This window comes from uncultured Psychroserpens sp., assembly GCF_947492715.1.
Lineage (GTDB): Bacteria > Bacteroidota > Bacteroidia > Flavobacteriales > Flavobacteriaceae > Psychroserpens.
On sequence record NZ_CANLNS010000004.1, the window covers coordinates 20570 to 37214 of the forward strand.

The 16645-nt window shown below is 34.0% G+C and carries 18 protein-coding genes; 8 read left to right on the forward strand and 10 right to left on the reverse strand.

The features are described 5' to 3' along the window. Positions 1-20 precede the first annotated feature (20 nt). Complete coding sequence (locus Q0787_RS11230) at positions 21-824, reverse strand: LysM peptidoglycan-binding domain-containing protein (RefSeq protein ID WP_298902753.1); 804 nt, start codon at positions 822-824, stop codon at positions 21-23. After that, on the reverse strand, positions 808-3261 hold the full coding sequence (lon, locus tag Q0787_RS11235) for an endopeptidase La (protein WP_298902754.1): 2454 nt from the start codon (positions 3259-3261) through the stop codon (positions 808-810). Before lon ends, Q0787_RS11230 begins: the two co-directional genes overlap by 17 nt. A 229-nt stretch (positions 3262-3490) precedes the next feature. Between lon and Q0787_RS11240 the strand changes: the two genes are divergently transcribed. Genes Q0787_RS11240 through Q0787_RS11255 form a run of 4 tightly spaced genes read left to right on the forward strand, consistent with a single transcriptional unit; the run spans position 3491 to position 6474 of the window. Beyond that, entirely contained in the window at positions 3491-4051 is a 561-nt protein-coding gene (locus Q0787_RS11240; protein WP_298902755.1) for an RNA polymerase sigma factor, read from the forward strand. A gap of 3 nt (positions 4052-4054) precedes the next feature. After that, on the forward strand, positions 4055-4657 hold the full coding sequence (locus Q0787_RS11245) for a hypothetical protein (protein WP_298902757.1): 603 nt from the start codon (positions 4055-4057) through the stop codon (positions 4655-4657). Continuing rightward, a complete protein-coding gene (locus Q0787_RS11250) occupies positions 4635-5732 on the forward strand; it encodes a hypothetical protein (RefSeq protein WP_298902758.1) in 1098 nt (365 codons plus the stop codon). Before Q0787_RS11245 ends, Q0787_RS11250 begins: the two co-directional genes overlap by 23 nt. 25 nt (positions 5733-5757) lie before the next feature. After that, complete coding sequence (locus Q0787_RS11255) at positions 5758-6474, forward strand: head GIN domain-containing protein (protein WP_298902761.1); 717 nt, start codon at positions 5758-5760, stop codon at positions 6472-6474. Positions 6475-6544: 70 nt separating this feature from the next. Here the strand turns inward: Q0787_RS11255 and Q0787_RS11260 are convergent, their stop codons facing one another. From Q0787_RS11260 to Q0787_RS11270, 3 genes are all read right to left on the reverse strand, one after another. Beyond that, on the reverse strand, positions 6545-7273 hold the full coding sequence (locus Q0787_RS11260; protein WP_298902762.1) for a hypothetical protein: 729 nt from the start codon (positions 7271-7273) through the stop codon (positions 6545-6547). A gap of 93 nt (positions 7274-7366) precedes the next feature. Then, positions 7367-8749 (reverse strand): MFS transporter, encoded by a 1383-nt coding sequence (locus Q0787_RS11265; protein ID WP_298902763.1) that lies wholly within the window; start codon positions 8747-8749, stop codon positions 7367-7369. Positions 8750-8818: 69 nt separating this feature from the next. Further along, positions 8819-9649 carry a M48 family metallopeptidase gene (locus Q0787_RS11270; RefSeq protein ID WP_298902764.1) on the reverse strand — a complete coding sequence of 277 codons (831 nt, stop codon included), beginning with the start codon at positions 9647-9649 and terminating at the stop codon, positions 8819-8821. A gap of 162 nt (positions 9650-9811) precedes the next feature. On the opposite strand from Q0787_RS11270, the gene msrB reads away from it, so the two are divergent. From msrB to lpdA, 3 genes are all read left to right on the forward strand, one after another. Next, positions 9812-10294: a peptide-methionine (R)-S-oxide reductase MsrB gene (gene msrB / locus Q0787_RS11275; protein WP_298902765.1), complete on the forward strand. Its 483-nt coding sequence runs from the start codon at positions 9812-9814 to the stop codon at positions 10292-10294. 101 nt (positions 10295-10395) lie between these two features. Continuing rightward, positions 10396-10950 carry a DUF1572 family protein gene (locus tag Q0787_RS11280; RefSeq protein ID WP_298902766.1) on the forward strand — a complete coding sequence of 185 codons (555 nt, stop codon included), beginning with the start codon at positions 10396-10398 and terminating at the stop codon, positions 10948-10950. Positions 10951-11006: 56 nt separating this feature from the next. Continuing rightward, positions 11007-12383, forward strand: a complete 1377-nt coding sequence (gene lpdA / locus Q0787_RS11285; RefSeq protein ID WP_298902768.1) for a dihydrolipoyl dehydrogenase — start codon at positions 11007-11009, stop codon at positions 12381-12383. A 52-nt stretch (positions 12384-12435) separates the two neighbouring features. Here the strand turns inward: lpdA and Q0787_RS11290 are convergent, their stop codons facing one another. The 5 genes from Q0787_RS11290 to Q0787_RS11310 form a co-directional block, all read right to left on the reverse strand. Continuing rightward, positions 12436-12918 (reverse strand): hypothetical protein, encoded by a 483-nt coding sequence (locus tag Q0787_RS11290; protein ID WP_298902769.1) that lies wholly within the window; start codon positions 12916-12918, stop codon positions 12436-12438. Positions 12919-12947: 29 nt separating this feature from the next. Continuing rightward, the gene (gene aroQ, locus Q0787_RS11295) at positions 12948-13367 is read right to left on the reverse strand and encodes a type II 3-dehydroquinate dehydratase (protein WP_298902771.1); all 420 of its coding nucleotides are present in this window, start codon (positions 13365-13367) and stop codon (positions 12948-12950) included. Between the two features lie 76 nt (positions 13368-13443). Continuing rightward, positions 13444-14076: a porin family protein gene (locus Q0787_RS11300; protein ID WP_298902773.1), complete on the reverse strand. Its 633-nt coding sequence runs from the start codon at positions 14074-14076 to the stop codon at positions 13444-13446. Between the two features lie 145 nt (positions 14077-14221). Then, on the reverse strand, positions 14222-14809 hold the full coding sequence (locus Q0787_RS11305; RefSeq protein WP_298902774.1) for an OmpW family outer membrane protein: 588 nt from the start codon (positions 14807-14809) through the stop codon (positions 14222-14224). 184 nt (positions 14810-14993) lie between these two features. Next, positions 14994-15467, reverse strand: a complete 474-nt coding sequence (locus Q0787_RS11310) for a transporter (RefSeq protein ID WP_298902775.1) — start codon at positions 15465-15467, stop codon at positions 14994-14996. A gap of 253 nt (positions 15468-15720) precedes the next feature. On the opposite strand from Q0787_RS11310, the gene xerA reads away from it, so the two are divergent. Next, on the forward strand, positions 15721-16629 hold the full coding sequence (gene xerA / locus Q0787_RS11315; protein WP_298902777.1) for a site-specific tyrosine recombinase/integron integrase: 909 nt from the start codon (positions 15721-15723) through the stop codon (positions 16627-16629). The last annotated feature ends 16 nt before the right edge of the window (positions 16630-16645 follow it).

The window sequence follows — 16645 nt, forward strand, 5'->3', positions numbered from 1 at the left end:
TTTTTTAAAACGAATGAATTCTATTTTAACTGTAGTTTTTGTCCAACCTTAATCAAATTACTACGTAAGTCATTTAAGGTTTTAATAGCTGCAACAGTCGTATTAGTCTTTTTTGCAATACTATATAAAGTGTCTCCTTTTGAAACAATCCAAATGTTAGTATTATAAAGTTCGTCCAAGTTGCGCACTCTTAAATTCTGACCAATTTTTATAAGTGTTGTTTCCAAATTATTAGCACGCTTAAGTTCTCCTAAACTTACATTATATTGTTTAGACAAAGCGTATAAGGTCTCTCCTCGTTTCACCATATGGTAATCTGAATCGGTATCATCTTCTGTACTGCTTGAAGACGTATCATATACTAAGGTAGTTGCTTTTTGCGCCTTCTCTGAAGTACTAAGCTCCGGGGTTTTATTAGTAGTTTTAGTGGTCGTTATGCTATCTGAACGTGTTGCGGTAAAAACAGTTCTTTCTGTTTGTAGACTATTATTGTATACAACGACCTTTTGATTTTTAAAATACTCAGCTAGCGTGTCTGGTCTTTTTGTTACAATTACCAATGTACTATCTTTTACTCCTGTCTTAGTATTCTTGGTAATTAAATTAGATTGAATTTCAGTTTTTTGGGCGGTACTATCTTTTTTTGATTCTTTTGATTGTACCGACTTCGAACCAACCAAAACAATTTCACCTGTTTTAGTGTTAAGTTTAGCTGGCTTTCCGTTGAGAAGAACATCTTTATAAGTTTCTGTTTGTGCAACAGCTCCAAAAGTTGAAGCTGTAAGCACAATAACAGTTACTATTAATTTAAAGCTTTTTAGCATTTTTAACTTTTTGATTTGTTAGTGCAAGCTTTAAGACATCACTCATGTCTTTGACATAATGAAACGTAAGCCCTTTTAAATATTCTGGCTTAATTTCATCAATATCACGCTTGTTATCTTCACATAACAAAATCTCTTTAATTCTGGCACGCTTAGCGGCAAGTATCTTTTCTTTGATACCGCCAACTGGTAACACTTTACCTCTTAAAGTAATTTCACCGGTCATCGCCAAACTATTTTTGACTTTGCGCTGTGTAAACAAAGATACTAAAGAAGTTAACATAGTCACACCTGCGCTAGGACCATCTTTTGGAGTCGCCCCTTCAGGGACGTGAATATGAACATTATAGTTTTCGAAAACCTCAGAATCAATTCCAAATTCATCAGCATTGGCTTTTATATATTCCATAGCGATAGTAGCCGATTCTTTCATCACTTTTCCTAGGTTACCTGTAATAGTTAGGTTCCCTTTTCCTTTAGATAGTATGGACTCAATAAATAAGATGTCTCCTCCTACGCTTGTCCAAGCTAATCCTGTCACTACTCCTGCAACATTATTATTTTCATATTTATCACGTTCTAATCGCGGAGCTCCCAACACGTCTATAACATCTTCGTTTGTTACTTTTATGTTATAATCTTCTTCCATTGCAATATTCTTAGCCGCGTGACGTACAAGTTTAGCTATTTGTTTTTCTAATCCTCTAACACCAGACTCTCTAGTATAACCTTCTACCACTTTTTCAAGTTGTGGTTTTGCAACTTTCAGGTGTTTTTCAGACAATCCATGCTCTGTTAATTGCTTAGGCAACAAATGGCGTTTCCCTATCTCTACTTTCTCTTCTATAGTATATCCAGTAACATTAATAATTTCCATACGATCTCTTAAAGCTGGCTGAATGGTATTTAAACTATTAGACGTTGCAATAAACATTACCTTAGACAAATCAAATCCCATTTCAAGGAAGTTATCATAGAACTCACTATTTTGTTCTGGATCTAATACTTCAAGTAAAGCCGACGATGGGTCTCCTTGGTGTGTATTTGAAAGTTTATCAATTTCATCCAAAACAAAAACAGGGTTTGAGGTTCCTGCCTTTTTCAAACTTTGAATTATTCTGCCAGGCATTGCACCAATATATGTTTTTCGATGGCCTCGTATTTCGGCTTCATCTCGTAAACCTCCCAAAGACATTCTTACATACTCTCGTCCTAAAGCCTCGGCTATCGATTTCCCAAGAGAGGTTTTCCCAACGCCAGGAGGTCCATATAAACAAAGTATTGGAGACTTCATATCATTTCGCAATTTTAAAACTGCTAGATATTCAATGATTCTCTTTTTAACATCGTCTAAACCATAATGATCACGATCTAAGATTTTCATGGCACGTTTTAAATCGAATTTATCTTTGCTAAATTCATTCCATGGTAGGTCAAGAAATAAGTCTAGATAATTGCGTTGAATAGAGTATTCGGCAACTTGCGGATTCATACGTTGCATTTTCGCCAGCTCTTTATTAAAGTGTTCGGCTACTTTATCGTCCCATTTCTTAGTCTTAGCACGTTGACGCATCTCCTCTATCTCCTCACCAGACGATACACCTCCTCCAAGTTCTTCTTGAATGGTTTTCATTTGTTGGTGTAGGAAATATTCACGCTGTTGTTGGTTCATATCACTTTGAACCTTAGACTGAATATCATTTTTAAGTTCCAATTTTTGGAGCTCTGTATTCATGTACTTTAAAGTTGCTAAGGCACGTTCCTTTAAATCATTAATCTCTAATAACTCTTGTTTCTCCTTTACAGAAAGGTTCATATTAGAAGACACAAAGTTTACTAAAAACGAATTGCTTTCGATGTTCTTAATCGCAAAAGAGGCTTCCGTAGGAATGTTAGGACTATCCTTAATGATCTGTAAAGACAAATCCTTAATAGAATCTATAATTGCCGTAAACTCTTGATTTTCTGTGGCAGGTTTAGCTTCAGGAACATCTTTAACTGTAGCCGTAAGATATGGATCTTCAGAAACGACATCTTGAATTTCAAAACGCTTCTTCCCTTGAATAATAATTGTTGTATTTCCATCTGGCATTTTAAGAACTTTCAAAATACGGGCAACTGTCCCTTTTTTGAAAATATCATTAGCATTAGGATCTTCTACAATTTCATCTTTTTGTGAAACAACACCTATGACTTTACTTCCACTATTGGCGTCATTAATGAGTTTAATTGATTTATCTCTTCCAGCAGTAATTGGGATTACAACTCCAGGAAACAAAACGGTATTACGTAGCGGTAAAATTGGTAATGAATCTGGGAGAAGCTCGTTATTTATTTCTGCTTCATCTTCTGGTGTCATTAAAGGAATTAATTCTGAATTTTCATCAAAATCCTGAAATGACAAACTGTCAAGCTTTAAAAATTTAGACTTTGCCATATTATTTTTTTGGTCATTCTGTCATTAAAACAACAGAACTATAGATTTATATTTATTAAGTTAATTGCTGAAATCACTGAAAATCAAGTTCTTATGAGTTGTTAGCAATTATATACCTTTATATAATTTCAATAGTTATGCCATTACGTGTTTACATATTAAAAACTTTTTTTACCAAAAGTGTAACAAACAAAGTGCGTTTTCATCTCTATATAAAAGCATTTGTTTTTTGACACTAACCAATCAAAATATAGAGCAGTTATTGCAGCTTTGCAAATCGGGCAACCAGAACGCGCAAATGGAGGTCTACAATAGATATTACAAAGCGATGTATAATACGGCACACAGAATTGTAAAAGACAGTTTTGAAGCCGAAGACATCATGCAAGATTCCTTTTTAACCGCTTTCACAAAGTTGGATAATCTTAAAGAGATTAAAACATTTGGTTCTTGGTTAAAACGAATTGTTATCAATAACAGTATATATCACTACAAAAAAAGTAGCAAATATCAAGATGTGCCTTTAGACGATGTGTTATATAAAGTTGAAGACTGCTCAGGTGTAACCGAAGATTATGAATTTAATAATCTGAAAGCGAATCAGGTTCTGGAGACCATGAAGACGCTAAAAGATAATTATAGAATGAGCTTAACGCTCTATTTAATTGAAGGTTACGATTATGATGAAATCTGTGAAATAATGAATATTTCATCTGCCAATTGCAGAACGATGATTTCACGTGCAAAAGAAAGTCTGCGTCAAAAATTAGAGCCTCTGGTTCAATTTTAACGTATGAAATCTATAAATAATGATAAGGATAAACTTATGAAAAAAGATACTATTAATAGCTTATTTGAAACATTGGAGGACAGTTTTGATGTGGAGCAGCCTAACACTGGTCATGAAATCAGGTTTTTAGGTAAACTTAAACAACTCAACAATCCAGTTGCAATAAGTGAGCCTAAGAAAACAACCAGTTATTGGAAACCTCTTTTGGCAGTTGCAGCATCAATACTGATATGCTTTAGCATTTTCACAGTGATGCAACAACAAGATTCGGAGTTAATGGATTTGGCGAGTGTATCTCCAGAATTATCTCAAACACAATCCTTTTTTACGTCAGCAATTGAGCAAGAATTAACCTTATTAGAAGCAGAACGTACTCCAGAAACTGAACAAATGATTTATACCGCAATGAGAGAAATAAATACTCTTGAGGAAGAATATGAATCACTTAAAATAGATTTAACCGAAAGTGGAAACGATCAACGTGTTATCTATGCAATGATCTCCAATTTTCAAAATAGAATAAACGTTTTAGAAACTGTTTTAGAACACATAGAAGAAGTTAAAAAATTTAAAAACAACCAAAATGAAAACACAACTACTATATAAGTTAATATTCGCTTTTATTTTAATTCCGGCGATCTCATGTGCAAATAATGTCCATGATAAATGGAATGGAAAACATACCAAAGAAAAAACTATTAAAAAAGAATTTTCTGTAAGCTCGGATGCCACTTTAAAAGTTAATAATAGTTACGGAAACATAAACATTACAACCTATGAAGGTTCTACAATTTCAATTGAAGTTAAAATCAAAACCAATGGTAATAATCTTGAGAAGGTTCAGAAAAAACTAGACGATATTGATGTAGAATTTAATGCAACAAGTTCTATGGTTTCTGCAAAGACAAAATTTAGCAAGAACAAATCTAAGTCTATTTGGAATTGGGGCAAAAACAACAATGTAAATATGGAAATCAATTACATTATTAAAATGCCAATAACTAATAACGTTGACCTTAATAATGACTATGGAAGTATTGATTTAGACAAACTAGAAGGACGTGCATATATTAGTTGCGACTACGGAAAAATAACGACTAAAGGGCTTATGGCTAGCAATAACTCTATATCGTTTGATTATTCTAACAACTGTTACTTTGAATACATTAATAGCGGAAAAATCAATGCAGACTATAGTGGTTATACAGTGGGAAAAACTAAAAATCTAGATATCAATGCCGATTATACCAAGTCTGAAATTGAGCTGGCTGAAGATATTAATTATAACTGCGATTATGGTTCATTAAAAATTGGTAACGCAAACAACGTTGTTGGTAATGGTGATTATCTAACCTTAAGATTGGGGACTATTTATAAAAACGTAGGTATTAAGGCAGATTATGGTTCTATCAAAATTGAAAAAATGGCAGCAAATGCTGGAAACATAGATATCGAATCCGATTATAATGGCATCACTATAGGCTACGCTCCTGATTATAATTTTAGTTTTGATATTGATTTAGAATATGCTTCATTACGCGATGCTAGTGATTTCGAATTTACTAAGAAACGTATCGAATCATCAGACAAGTATTACCAAGGTTACCATGGGAATGCCAATAGCGGAAATATGATAAGAATTAAATCTGAATATGGTAGCGTCACATTTAAAAGAAATTAAACACAACACAATAAAATTTAGAACAATGAAACATTCAATATTAATAATAGCAGCTTTATTGAGCTTTACGGTCTCTCAAGCACAATGGAAAAAAATAAAAGGCAACGGAAACGTAACAACAGTAACACGATCAACTTCGGATTACGATGTTGTAAAATGTGCTGGAAGTTTTGATTATATCCTCGTTGCTGGAACTGAAGGAAAAATCACATTAGAAGGAGAATCAAATCTCTTAGAATATATAGTTACAGAAGTGAAAAACGGAAAACTGGTTATTAAAACTCAAAAGGGTAAAAATTTAGACCCAAGTAGAAACAAAACGATTAAAATTACCATCCCATTTAAAGATCTTGATAAAGTATCATTATCTGGTTCAGGAGATTTATGGAATGAAGATAAGATAACATCAGATAATCTAGAGGTGTCGCTTTCAGGTTCAGGAGATGTTGTATTAGATGTGCAAACAAAGTATGTAGCTGGTAAAGTTACTGGGTCTGGTGATCTTACGCTTAAAGGTTCTACAACCGATTTAAAGGCTGGAGTTACAGGTTCTGGAGATTTTCATGGTTTTAATCTCAATGCTACTAATACAGACGTTGCTGTGACTGGGTCTGGTGATGCTGAAGTAGTTTGTAACGGAAACTTTAAAGCAAGAGTTACTGGGTCTGGTGATATAGAATATAGAGGAAATCCTACAAAGGAAGATACAAAGGTATCTGGATCTGGTAGTATCGAAAACTAGTTAGTACAAGTTATAAAAAAAGCCACTAACGTTTAAGTTTAGTGGCTTTTTTTTATGTATGAGGTTTATATCATTGCTTCGTATATACTAAAGTTAAATCTTGTGTAATAATTACAGTTCCATCTTCATTTGAAGTTCCAAAACCTTCTGGAATTGTAATTGACAATTCGTTGCCACTTAATGTCCAATCTGTTGTTCCAAAGGCATCAGTAATCGATATTGTATTTCCAGATTGTATCCAAGTCATATTAGTATTTTCAACTTCATCAATACAATCAATTGTATATGAATACTCATCTGTAGTTCCAACAACAATTTCAAAAGTAATCTCAGCAAAAGATGTACTCATCGCTACTCCTGTACCATCATTATTAAAAACTATAGTCTCGTTATTATAGCAGTCCATTTCATCTAAAAAATTAGCACTACTCGTTCCATCATTATTAAGGTCTATTGGTTCTTCTCCTAACCATGCTGTAAGCAACCAAGTGCCTTCAACTTCAGTAGCTTCTGCATCATTTGTACAATCGCCAAGCGCATCAATAGCTGTTTGAAGTGATCCGTCTTCATCACCACATGCCTGTAATTGCGCTTCTAACGCATTACGATAAGCGATACATAATTGTGTATAATTATCATCATTTACACCTAAAAAATTTAAAGCAGCTTGAGCCGTATTAGCAATAGCTGTTTCACAGGTTAAGCCACCAGTTACAAAATCACCTTCAAGAGGTTCATCTTCACAAGACACAAATGTAAATACAACAGTGCAGATTAATAGAGTAAGTAATTTTTTCATAATACAATAAATTGGGTTTGTACAAACATACTAATTTATTTTAAGAGCCCTAATAAAAAAAAAGTTCCTCAAAGTAAGGAACTTATATATTAACTATTTGTTTTCCTTTGGAACACGATATAACAATACAATACCCACAAAAAAGAAGATAAATAAAAACAATATAGCGTTACGCATACTACCAGTTATTTGGTCGATTGTTGCAAAAATCACCATTCCAATTACAATACCAATCTTTTCGGCAACATCATAAAAACTGAAATAGGATGTGGTATCATCCGTTTCGGGTAAAAATTTAGAATATGTCGATCGTGCCAATGCTTGAATTCCTCCCATAACGAGACCAACTAAAGACGCCGCTATATAAAATTGAACTGGAGTTTCCATAAAATAGGCATAAACACATAAGGACATCCAAATAAAATTGATAACAATGAGTGTTTTAATATTTCCGAATTTCGACGATGCTATAGAGGTTAAAACGGCTCCCAATATGGCTACAAGCTGAATCACCAAAATACTCACAATTAATCCTTGAGTTTTGGCATCAGAACTGCCCCATGCAATTTCTTCTTCTCCAAAGTATACGGCAACTAGCATAATGGTCTGTACTGCCATACTAAATACGAAAAAAGCAACGAGATAACGCTTTAAACGCAAGTTTTGTTTTAATTGATTCCAAACTAGTTTTAGTTCTTTAAGACCATTAAACACAACTGCCTTAGTAACTTTATGTCCGTTCGAAACACCTTTTGGTAATATATAAAATGTGTATTGGCTAAAAAGAATCCACCACAATCCAACCGTTACAAATGAAATACGCATGGCTTCCATAGACGCACTACCTTTTGCATCTTTTAAAGCCTCGGCAATTTGAGCCTCTGTTCCAGTTTCCTTTAAACTTTCAGAGATACTAATATCAAATCCAAACCAGTCTGGTTTCATAACCATAGCCAAATTTAAAAGTAGTAAAATAACACTCCCAATATATCCCATTGAAAAGCCTTTAGCACTTATGGCATCTTGCTGTTCAGGAAAAGCTATATCTGGTAAATACGAATTATAAAAAACCAAACTTCCCCAATAACCAATTAAGCCCATAAAATAAAATAGAAGGCTTAAATGAATATTATTGATACTAAAAAAATACAATCCAATACAGCCCAATCCACCAACATAGCAGAAAAACTTCATGAAATTTTTCTTATTCCCTACATAATCGGCAATACCAGATAAGATTGGAGATGTAAATGCTACAACTAGAAATGTAAAAGCCGTAACGTAGGTAATTAATGCGGTACTCTTAAAAACCATTCCAAAAGCGGGAACTGTTTTCTCTACTTGACCTAGAAATAACGCCGAATAAAATATTGGAAATATAGATGATGCAATGGTAAGAGTGTATACAGAATTTGCCCAATCGTAAAAAGCCCAAGCATTAAGCAGTTTTTTACTGCCCTTTTCTAGTTTAGCCATACTATAAAATTAAAAAAGCTGCCCTTTATTGGACAGCTTCTAAATTACTATAATTTTTAATCTTTACAATTAAAAATTACCTAAAGGTCTAAATGAGTCTACTCCAAACTTCTTGGCTTCAGCTCTGGCCTTTGGTGCCCATTGCTGTAAATTACTAATCCTAGTGTCGTTTGAAGGGTGTGTGCTTAAGAATTCTGGCGGAGCTTGTCCTCCACTGTTAGCTTTCATACGTTTCCATAATTCGGCGGCTTCATCGGGATTATATCCAGCGATCGCCATAAGGTATAATCCTATCTCATCAGATTGCGTTTCATGACTTCTACTAAAAGGTAACATTACCCCTACGTTACTTCCAACACCATACGCCTGATTAAAAATATTTCGTGTTTGCTCATCTTTAATAGCCACATTTCCAGCAACAGCTCCTAACTGCTGAAGCATTCCTGCACTCATACGCTGTTGTCCATGGTTAGCCAAGGCATGCGCTACTTCATGGCCCATAATTGCCGCAATGCCTGTTTCGTTTTGTGCTATAGGTAAGATTCCTGTATAGAATACAATTTTGCCACCTGGCATACACCATGCATTTACTGTTTTATCATTTACAAGATTGTATTCCCATTTATAATCTTCTAAATAGCCTTGATGTCCATTTGCATTTAACCAACGTTCTGCGGCAACAGCTATACGCTGACCAACGCGTTTAATCATTTCTGAATCGGCAGTACCAGTAATGACGTTGTTTTCAGTTAAAAACTGGTCATACTGCGCAAAAGCCGTAGGAAACAACTGAGAATTTGGGACTAAGGCCAAAGTCTTTTTTCCTGTAAATGGGTTTGTTGTACATGATAGAAATAATGCTAAAATACCAATAACAACTATATTGTTTTTAATGTTCATAATTTAGAGATTTTAAGTGTAAGCTAAATTTACAAAATGATTCTATTTATTATGACACAAACCTATGGAATTTTGTCACATCAAATTCAATTTTTATTGATAATAGTAAGTTCAAACTTTTTATTTCGACATAAAAAAAAATAAAAACCTTTATTTAACAACATGAAAAAGATTTTAGCATTACTTACGATTTCATTATTTTTTAGTTGCAACTCTTCTGCACAAAAAAAGGATATCAAAGAGACAAAAGTATATCCAGTGACAAAAACAGACGCCGAGTGGAAAAAAGAACTAACTAGCGAGCAATATTATGTATTAAGAAAGGCTGGTACAGAACGTTCTTTCTCTAGTCCGCTTAATAAAGAATATAGAAAAGGCACCTTTCATTGCGCAGGATGTAACACGGCTTTATTTAAAAGTGAACACAAGTTTGATTCTGGTACAGGATGGCCTAGTTTTGACCGAGAAATTGAGGGCAATGTAGAATATTCTGTAGATTACAATTTAGGATACGCAAGACATGAAGAACATTGTGCCACTTGTGGTGGGCATTTAGGGCACGTATTTAATGATGGCCCAAGAAAAACCACAGGAAAACGTCATTGCATTAATGGAGATGCTCTAACGTTCGTTCCGGAGAAATAGATTAATAATTCACATACTTATAGCGATATAAAATCTAACTATAGCAATATATAGTTCTAAAGATTTTGTATCGCTATTTTTATGGAACAAAATCAATTATTATGGAACATTCTTATTTAAGTAGTACGCTTAAACAATTTGAGTACTATAAGTCCTTAGGTGATAAAACAATGGATCAGCTTTCTTTTAAAGAACTACAACACGAGTTTGTAGAAGATTCAAATTCTATCGCTATAATAGTAAAACATATTGTTGGTAATATGCTGAGTCGATGGACTAATTTTCTTATCGAAGATGGCGAAAAGGCATGGAGGCATCGTGATAGCGAATTTGAAGATACGTTTCAAACCAAAGAAGAATTAAAACAGTATTGGAATAAAGGATGGGCATGTTTATTTGATGCCATAAGACCATTGTCTCATTCGAACTTAGAGCAAATCATTTATATAAGAAACCAAGGGCATACGGTCACAGAAGCCATAAACAGACAATTGGCTCATTACTCATATCATATAGGACAGCTTGTCTTTTTGGGCAAACTCCTCAAAGGAAAAGACTGGATGTCATTGTCAATTCCAAAAGGAAAATCTAGTACTTACAACCAAGAAAAATTCAGTAAAGAAAAAGGTCGTAGACATTTTACAGATGACCTTTAATATTACGATTAGGTTTTGTAACTTCGTAACCTTAAAATTTAGACAAAAATAGACTCATGAGTAAATACGATATTATAGTACTTGGTAGTGGTCCTGGAGGCTACGTAACAGCAATTAGAGCCTCGCAGCTAGGCTTTAAAACAGCTATTGTAGAAAAAGAAAGTTTAGGAGGTGTTTGCCTAAATTGGGGTTGTATACCAACCAAAGCTTTACTTAAATCTGCACAAGTTTTTGAATATTTAAAACATGCCGAAGATTACGGACTTACAGTAAAAGATGCTGGTCATGATTTTGATGCCGTTGTTAAACGTAGTCGTGGTGTTGCAGAAGGAATGAGTAAGGGTGTTCAGTTTTTAATGAAGAAAAACAAAATTGATGTTATTAAGGGCTATGGCACACTAAAAACAAGAAAGAAAGTTGAGGTTGATGGCAAAGACTATAGCGCAGATCATATTATCATTGCTACTGGTGCACGCTCTCGTGAATTACCTAGTTTACCACAAGATGGTAAAAAAGTAATTGGTTATAGAGAGGCCATGACTTTAGAAAAACAACCTAAGAAAATGATTGTTGTAGGTTCTGGTGCCATTGGTGTAGAATTTGCATATTTCTACAATTCTATTGGTACAGAAGTTACTATTGTTGAATATTTACCAAATGTAGTTCCTGTTGAAGATGAAGATGTTTCTAAGCAATTAGAACGTTCATTTAAGAAAAGTGGTATCAAGATTATGACCTCTTCAGAAGTCACTAAAGTTGATACGTCTGGAACAGGGGTTAAAGCCACTGTTAAAACTAAAAAAGGCGAAGAAATATTAGAAGCCGATTTAGTCCTATCTGCGGTTGGTATAAAATCTAATATCGAAAATATTGGTTTAGAAGATGTAGGGATTGCTGTTGATCGTGATAAAATTTTAGTTAATGATTATTATCAAACTAACATTCCTGGGTATTATGCCATTGGAGATGTTACACCTGGTCAGGCTTTGGCTCATGTTGCCTCAGCCGAAGGTATTTTATGCGTCGAAAAAATTGCTGGACAGCATGTTGAGGCTATTGACTACGGAAATGTGCCAGGCTGTACATATTGTTCTCCAGAAATTGCAAGTGTAGGATTAACCGAAAAACAAGCCAAAGAACAAGGTATCGATATAAAAGTTGGTAAGTTTCCATTCTCGGCTTCAGGTAAAGCTAGCGCTGGAGGAAATAAAGATGGGTTTGTAAAGGTTATTTTTGATGCTAAATATGGCGAATGGTTAGGCTGCCATATGATTGGAGCTGGTGTAACCGATATGATTGCCGAAGCTGTTTTAGGTCGTAAACTTGAAACTACTGGTCATGAAGTACTAAAAGCTATTCACCCGCACCCAACTATGAGTGAGGCCGTTATGGAAGCTGTAGCAGATGCCTATGATGAAGTGATTCACTTGTAAAATACTATATGATTAAAAAAAATGCGATTCTAAAATGAATCGCATTTTTTTTTTAGAATTTATATCCAGCCCCAAGGAAGAGTCCATTTGGTGAAACCTCTGTAAAACCAACGACAAACTTCATATGAAGATCAAAGGACTCGGTAATATTAAATGCAGTTGCGATGTCTCCTCGTACCTTGAATTTGTTTGTAAAAAAATCGAAAAAATAGTTTAAACTTGGACCTGCCATAAAGTATAATCGCTGAGACAGCTTAAACTTAGCATAAATTGGTGCGTTTAAAAACTTAAAATCGCTCAAATTTATATACAACAATTCAGGCTGTAACGACACCGTATTATCTATATCAAAATCGGCAAAAATACCGCCATAAAATCCAGTTTCCGTGTCTATTGTATTTCCAAACTCAGCCTCTTTCACCTTAAAAAAAGTAAGGTTTAATCCACCCTTCACACCAAATTCAACATTAGACTGTGATGAGGCATAAAAGTTAGAAACTAAAGCACTAAGAACAATAAATACAATCTTTTTCATAGGATTATTTAAAATCTTCTAAGTTAATTTCAATCTAAAAAACTTTGAATTGCAAGTTCATAACTTTGCAACCCAAAACCTAAAACAACACCTCTTGCATTAGGAGAGATATAAGATTTGTGTCTAAATTCTTCCCTAGAAAACGTATTAGAAATATGTACTTCAATTACTGGAGTGCTTATTGCTTTTACAGCATCACCAATACCAATTGAAGTATGTGTATAGGCAGCAGCGTTTAAAATAATTCCATCATAATGATAACCTACCTCCTGAATTTTATCTATAAGTTCACCTTCAACATTAGATTGATAATGTTCCAAGGTCACATTTGGATACTTATTAGTGATACGCTCAAAAAAGTCACTAAATGATAAATTACCATAGATGTTGATTTCGCGTTTTCCTAACAAATTTAGATTAGGCCCATTAATGATGATGAGTTTTTTCATAGAGTAAAGATATTAAAATTTGGGCACAAAAAAACCGAAGCATATCACTTCGGCTTTAGCTGTATTTAAGAGTTTACTAGAGATTAGTAAAAATAAGACCAACATTAAAACTGCTTCTACCATTTCGTACTGAAGAGCCAAGGTTATTGGCAAAAATATCAGATAGACCCGATTGGGCATCATACTCTACAAACAGTTTTGTGTTTTCGGCAATATCAAATTTATGGCCAATTCCAAGAGCAATTCCAAAATCTGTTGAATTAAAAGCGTCCTTGACATCTGTCCCACCTCTGTCTTCTTCAGCGTTTAGAACAAACCCAATATATGGACCAAAATTTAAATACCATCTTCTGGTAGAACCAAAATGCCAATTAGCCATTACAGGCACAGTAAGGTAATTAACATTATAATCTGTGGTATACGACTCATTGGTATTCTCATTTTCAAAAAAACCATCACCCCAACCTTTTGAGTCATACAGAAGTTCTGCCTTGATTCCCCAGCGATTAGAAAAATAATACTCTCCTGAAACACCAAAGTTAACGCCTATTTTAGAATTCGTGCTATTTTCGGCACTAGATCCAACGACAACATTAGAAAGGTTTAACCCCAAGCCTACACCAAGTTCAAAATCACCTTTATCAGATTGAGCGTACATATTAAACACGCCTGATATTAAGAGGGCAGTGCATACAATTAATTTTTTCATATTAGATTTAAAGTTTATTGTTAGGCTACTAATCTAAGATTTTACTTACAAAGAATTGTGTAAAACATCGTAAAATTTTTAGAATTATGATATAAAAAAAACCGAGGGTATTGAACCTCGGTTTTTATGATATGATGTTAGTTAATTAGAATTTATAAGTTACTCCAAAATTAATATCAGATAAATCTAAGTTTAAACCAAAAGCATTAGCAGATTCTGCTCCATCTACATCTGGTTTAGCGCTTGCATATGATAAGGCTCCAATAGATGCTCTTAAAGCAAAACAATCTGATACGAAATAGTTAAGACCAGGGGCTACAGCGATAGCAAATGCATTCACTTTAGTCTCTGTACCTCCATTTGGCTCAAACTTGGCATTTGTATAAGCAACTCCTGCTCCTACAGTAAACGAAAATTGGCTAGCTGGTGTAAAGAAATAAGTTGCTCCTAACCCTGCACCAAAAGTTGATGTTTTATCATCATCAGCATCTTCCGATGAACCAATAATTAAGTTAGCCTCTAAAGCTATGTTTTCGCTAACAAAATAACCTACAGTTGGCATAAAATCAAATCTGTTTGTTTTAAAATCTCCTTCTTTTGTACTGTTGTACCCAACTGTACCAGAAACATAAACATCTCCTTTTTCAAAACCACCAGTAGTGTTTTCATCTTGAGCGTTTACGTTTGAAAATCCGAAAACTGCAACTGCAGTCATTAGTAATAATTTTTTCATAATTGTTAAGTTTAAATAATTTGGTTTTAATTTTATTTGGTCGGCAAACATAGAAGATAATTTTAATTCCTACAAGAAAAAACACATAAATTAACGCATTTCATCGATAATATCATGTATTTCAACGGATTATTGATAAAAAAAGGAAGCCCTAAGACTTCCTTTTTACTAAACTATACTTAGGTTACAAACCGAAATTCACACCCAAATTAACGGTTGAAAAGCTACCTCCATCAACACTAATACCTCTATAAGAGGCCGTTATCTGTGTATTTTCAGATACGTTATACCCAACCATCGGACGATAATAAAAACCTCCATCTCCATCGCCTACTGCAATTGCATATCCAAGATCTGCTCCTAATACAAAATCATCTGAAGCGCTATACCTTGCAGCACCAGCTAAAGGAATGTATTGGAAATCGTCTCCGTTAAGATCCGAATCCAAAACAGAATGGTTATAGCCAGTAGCAACACCTGCCTCAAACTCTTCAGATATGTCCCAGAGTGCGTCCAAATCTATTCCTACGTTAAACGTATACAAATCACCCGCATCACCTATAGGAAGACCTACGGTAACACCTGCACTGTAACTTTGAGCAAATCCGCTCGTTAATCCAAAAACTGCAACAACAGTTAATAACATTAATTTTTTCATAATATTTTATGTTTTAAAATTGATAGAATCAAATTAATTACTTTTCTTTTCGGTATTAAACAAAAATATTGATGTTATCAACAATTTTATAAACATTTCAACACAGTATGCTAATTGTCAGGTGTTTAAAGAATACAGTTATTAACAATTTATTTTTTATCCGATAAATTAAACCGTAATTATTGCACTCTTAAATTAATATTTTGCAGTATTTTTAGCATTATAATTCTATTGAAAACATCAAATTAATCTCATGAAATGGCAGGCCGCGCTTAGCGATTATAAATACTATTTAAAAATAGAAAGAGGTTTATCTGCTAATTCTATTGCCAATTATGAATTAGATGTCCAAAAACTAATCAACTATCTAGATGTCAACAACATAACAATTTCTCCTGTAAAGATTGATTACGAAACTATTCAATCATTTATTTATGAAGTTTCAAGACAACTAAATTCTAGATCTCAATCTCGATTAATCTCAGGACTAAGAAGTTTTTTTGGTTACCTCGTATTTGAAGATTACAGAACGACTAATCCTTTAGATCATATTGAATCTCCAAAAATTGGTAGAAAACTACCGGATACGCTTTCTATTGATGAGATAGATGCGCTTATTAATGCCATTGATTTAACAAGAGAGTTTAATAATGTAAGAATTGGAGAACGCAATAGGGCCATCCTAGAAACATTATACAGTTGTGGGTTAAGAGTTAGTGAGCTCATTAATTTAAAAATATCGGATTTATTTTTTGATGAAGGTTTCATAAAAGTTACTGGAAAAGGCAATAAGCAACGCTTTGTCCCAATAGGCTCTAACACACAAAACTATATTGCGATTTGGAAAGACATTAGAGCGCATATTAATATCGACAAGGACTACAAAGACACCTTATTTCTTAATAATAGAGGTAAGCAACTCACTAGAGCTATGATTTTCACAATCATTAAAAACCTTGCAAAAGCCATCAATTTAAACAAGACCATTTCACCTCACACGTTTAGGCACTCATTTGCCACGCACCTACTAGAAAATGGTGCCGATTTAAGAGCCATACAACTTATGCTTGGTCATGAAAGTATAACCACAACAGAGATTTATATGCATGTTGATCGCTCACACCTAAAAGACGTTTTAATGTCATATCACCCAAGGCAGTAATTTGTGTAAGATAATA

Bases quoted from the DNA above. Each gene is read 5' to 3' on its own strand.
- Q0787_RS11230 (WP_298902753.1), bottom strand. From the start codon at position 824: ATGCTAAAAAGCTTTAAATTAATAGTAACTGTTATTGTGCTTACAGCT.
- lon (WP_298902754.1), bottom strand. From the start codon at position 3,261: ATGGCAAAGTCTAAATTTTTAAAGCTTGACAGTTTGTCATTTCAGGAT.
- Q0787_RS11245 (WP_298902757.1), top strand. From the start codon at position 4,055: ATGAAATCTATAAATAATGATAAGGATAAACTTATGAAAAAAGATACT.
- Q0787_RS11250 (WP_298902758.1), top strand. From the start codon at position 4,635: ATGAAAACACAACTACTATATAAGTTAATATTCGCTTTTATTTTAATT.
- Q0787_RS11255 (WP_298902761.1), top strand. From the start codon at position 5,758: ATGAAACATTCAATATTAATAATAGCAGCTTTATTGAGCTTTACGGTC.
- Q0787_RS11260 (WP_298902762.1), bottom strand. From the start codon at position 7,273: ATGAAAAAATTACTTACTCTATTAATCTGCACTGTTGTATTTACATTT.
- Q0787_RS11265 (WP_298902763.1), bottom strand. From the start codon at position 8,749: ATGGCTAAACTAGAAAAGGGCAGTAAAAAACTGCTTAATGCTTGGGCT.
- Q0787_RS11270 (WP_298902764.1), bottom strand. From the start codon at position 9,649: ATGAACATTAAAAACAATATAGTTGTTATTGGTATTTTAGCATTATTT.
- msrB (WP_298902765.1), top strand. From the start codon at position 9,812: ATGAAAAAGATTTTAGCATTACTTACGATTTCATTATTTTTTAGTTGC.
- Q0787_RS11280 (WP_298902766.1), top strand. From the start codon at position 10,396: ATGGAACATTCTTATTTAAGTAGTACGCTTAAACAATTTGAGTACTAT.
- lpdA (WP_298902768.1), top strand. From the start codon at position 11,007: ATGAGTAAATACGATATTATAGTACTTGGTAGTGGTCCTGGAGGCTAC.
- Q0787_RS11290 (WP_298902769.1), bottom strand. From the start codon at position 12,918: ATGAAAAAGATTGTATTTATTGTTCTTAGTGCTTTAGTTTCTAACTTT.
- aroQ (WP_298902771.1), bottom strand. From the start codon at position 13,367: ATGAAAAAACTCATCATCATTAATGGGCCTAATCTAAATTTGTTAGGA.
- Q0787_RS11300 (WP_298902773.1), bottom strand. From the start codon at position 14,076: ATGAAAAAATTAATTGTATGCACTGCCCTCTTAATATCAGGCGTGTTT.
- Q0787_RS11305 (WP_298902774.1), bottom strand. From the start codon at position 14,809: ATGAAAAAATTATTACTAATGACTGCAGTTGCAGTTTTCGGATTTTCA.
- Q0787_RS11310 (WP_298902775.1), bottom strand. From the start codon at position 15,467: ATGAAAAAATTAATGTTATTAACTGTTGTTGCAGTTTTTGGATTAACG.
- xerA (WP_298902777.1), top strand. From the start codon at position 15,721: ATGAAATGGCAGGCCGCGCTTAGCGATTATAAATACTATTTAAAAATA.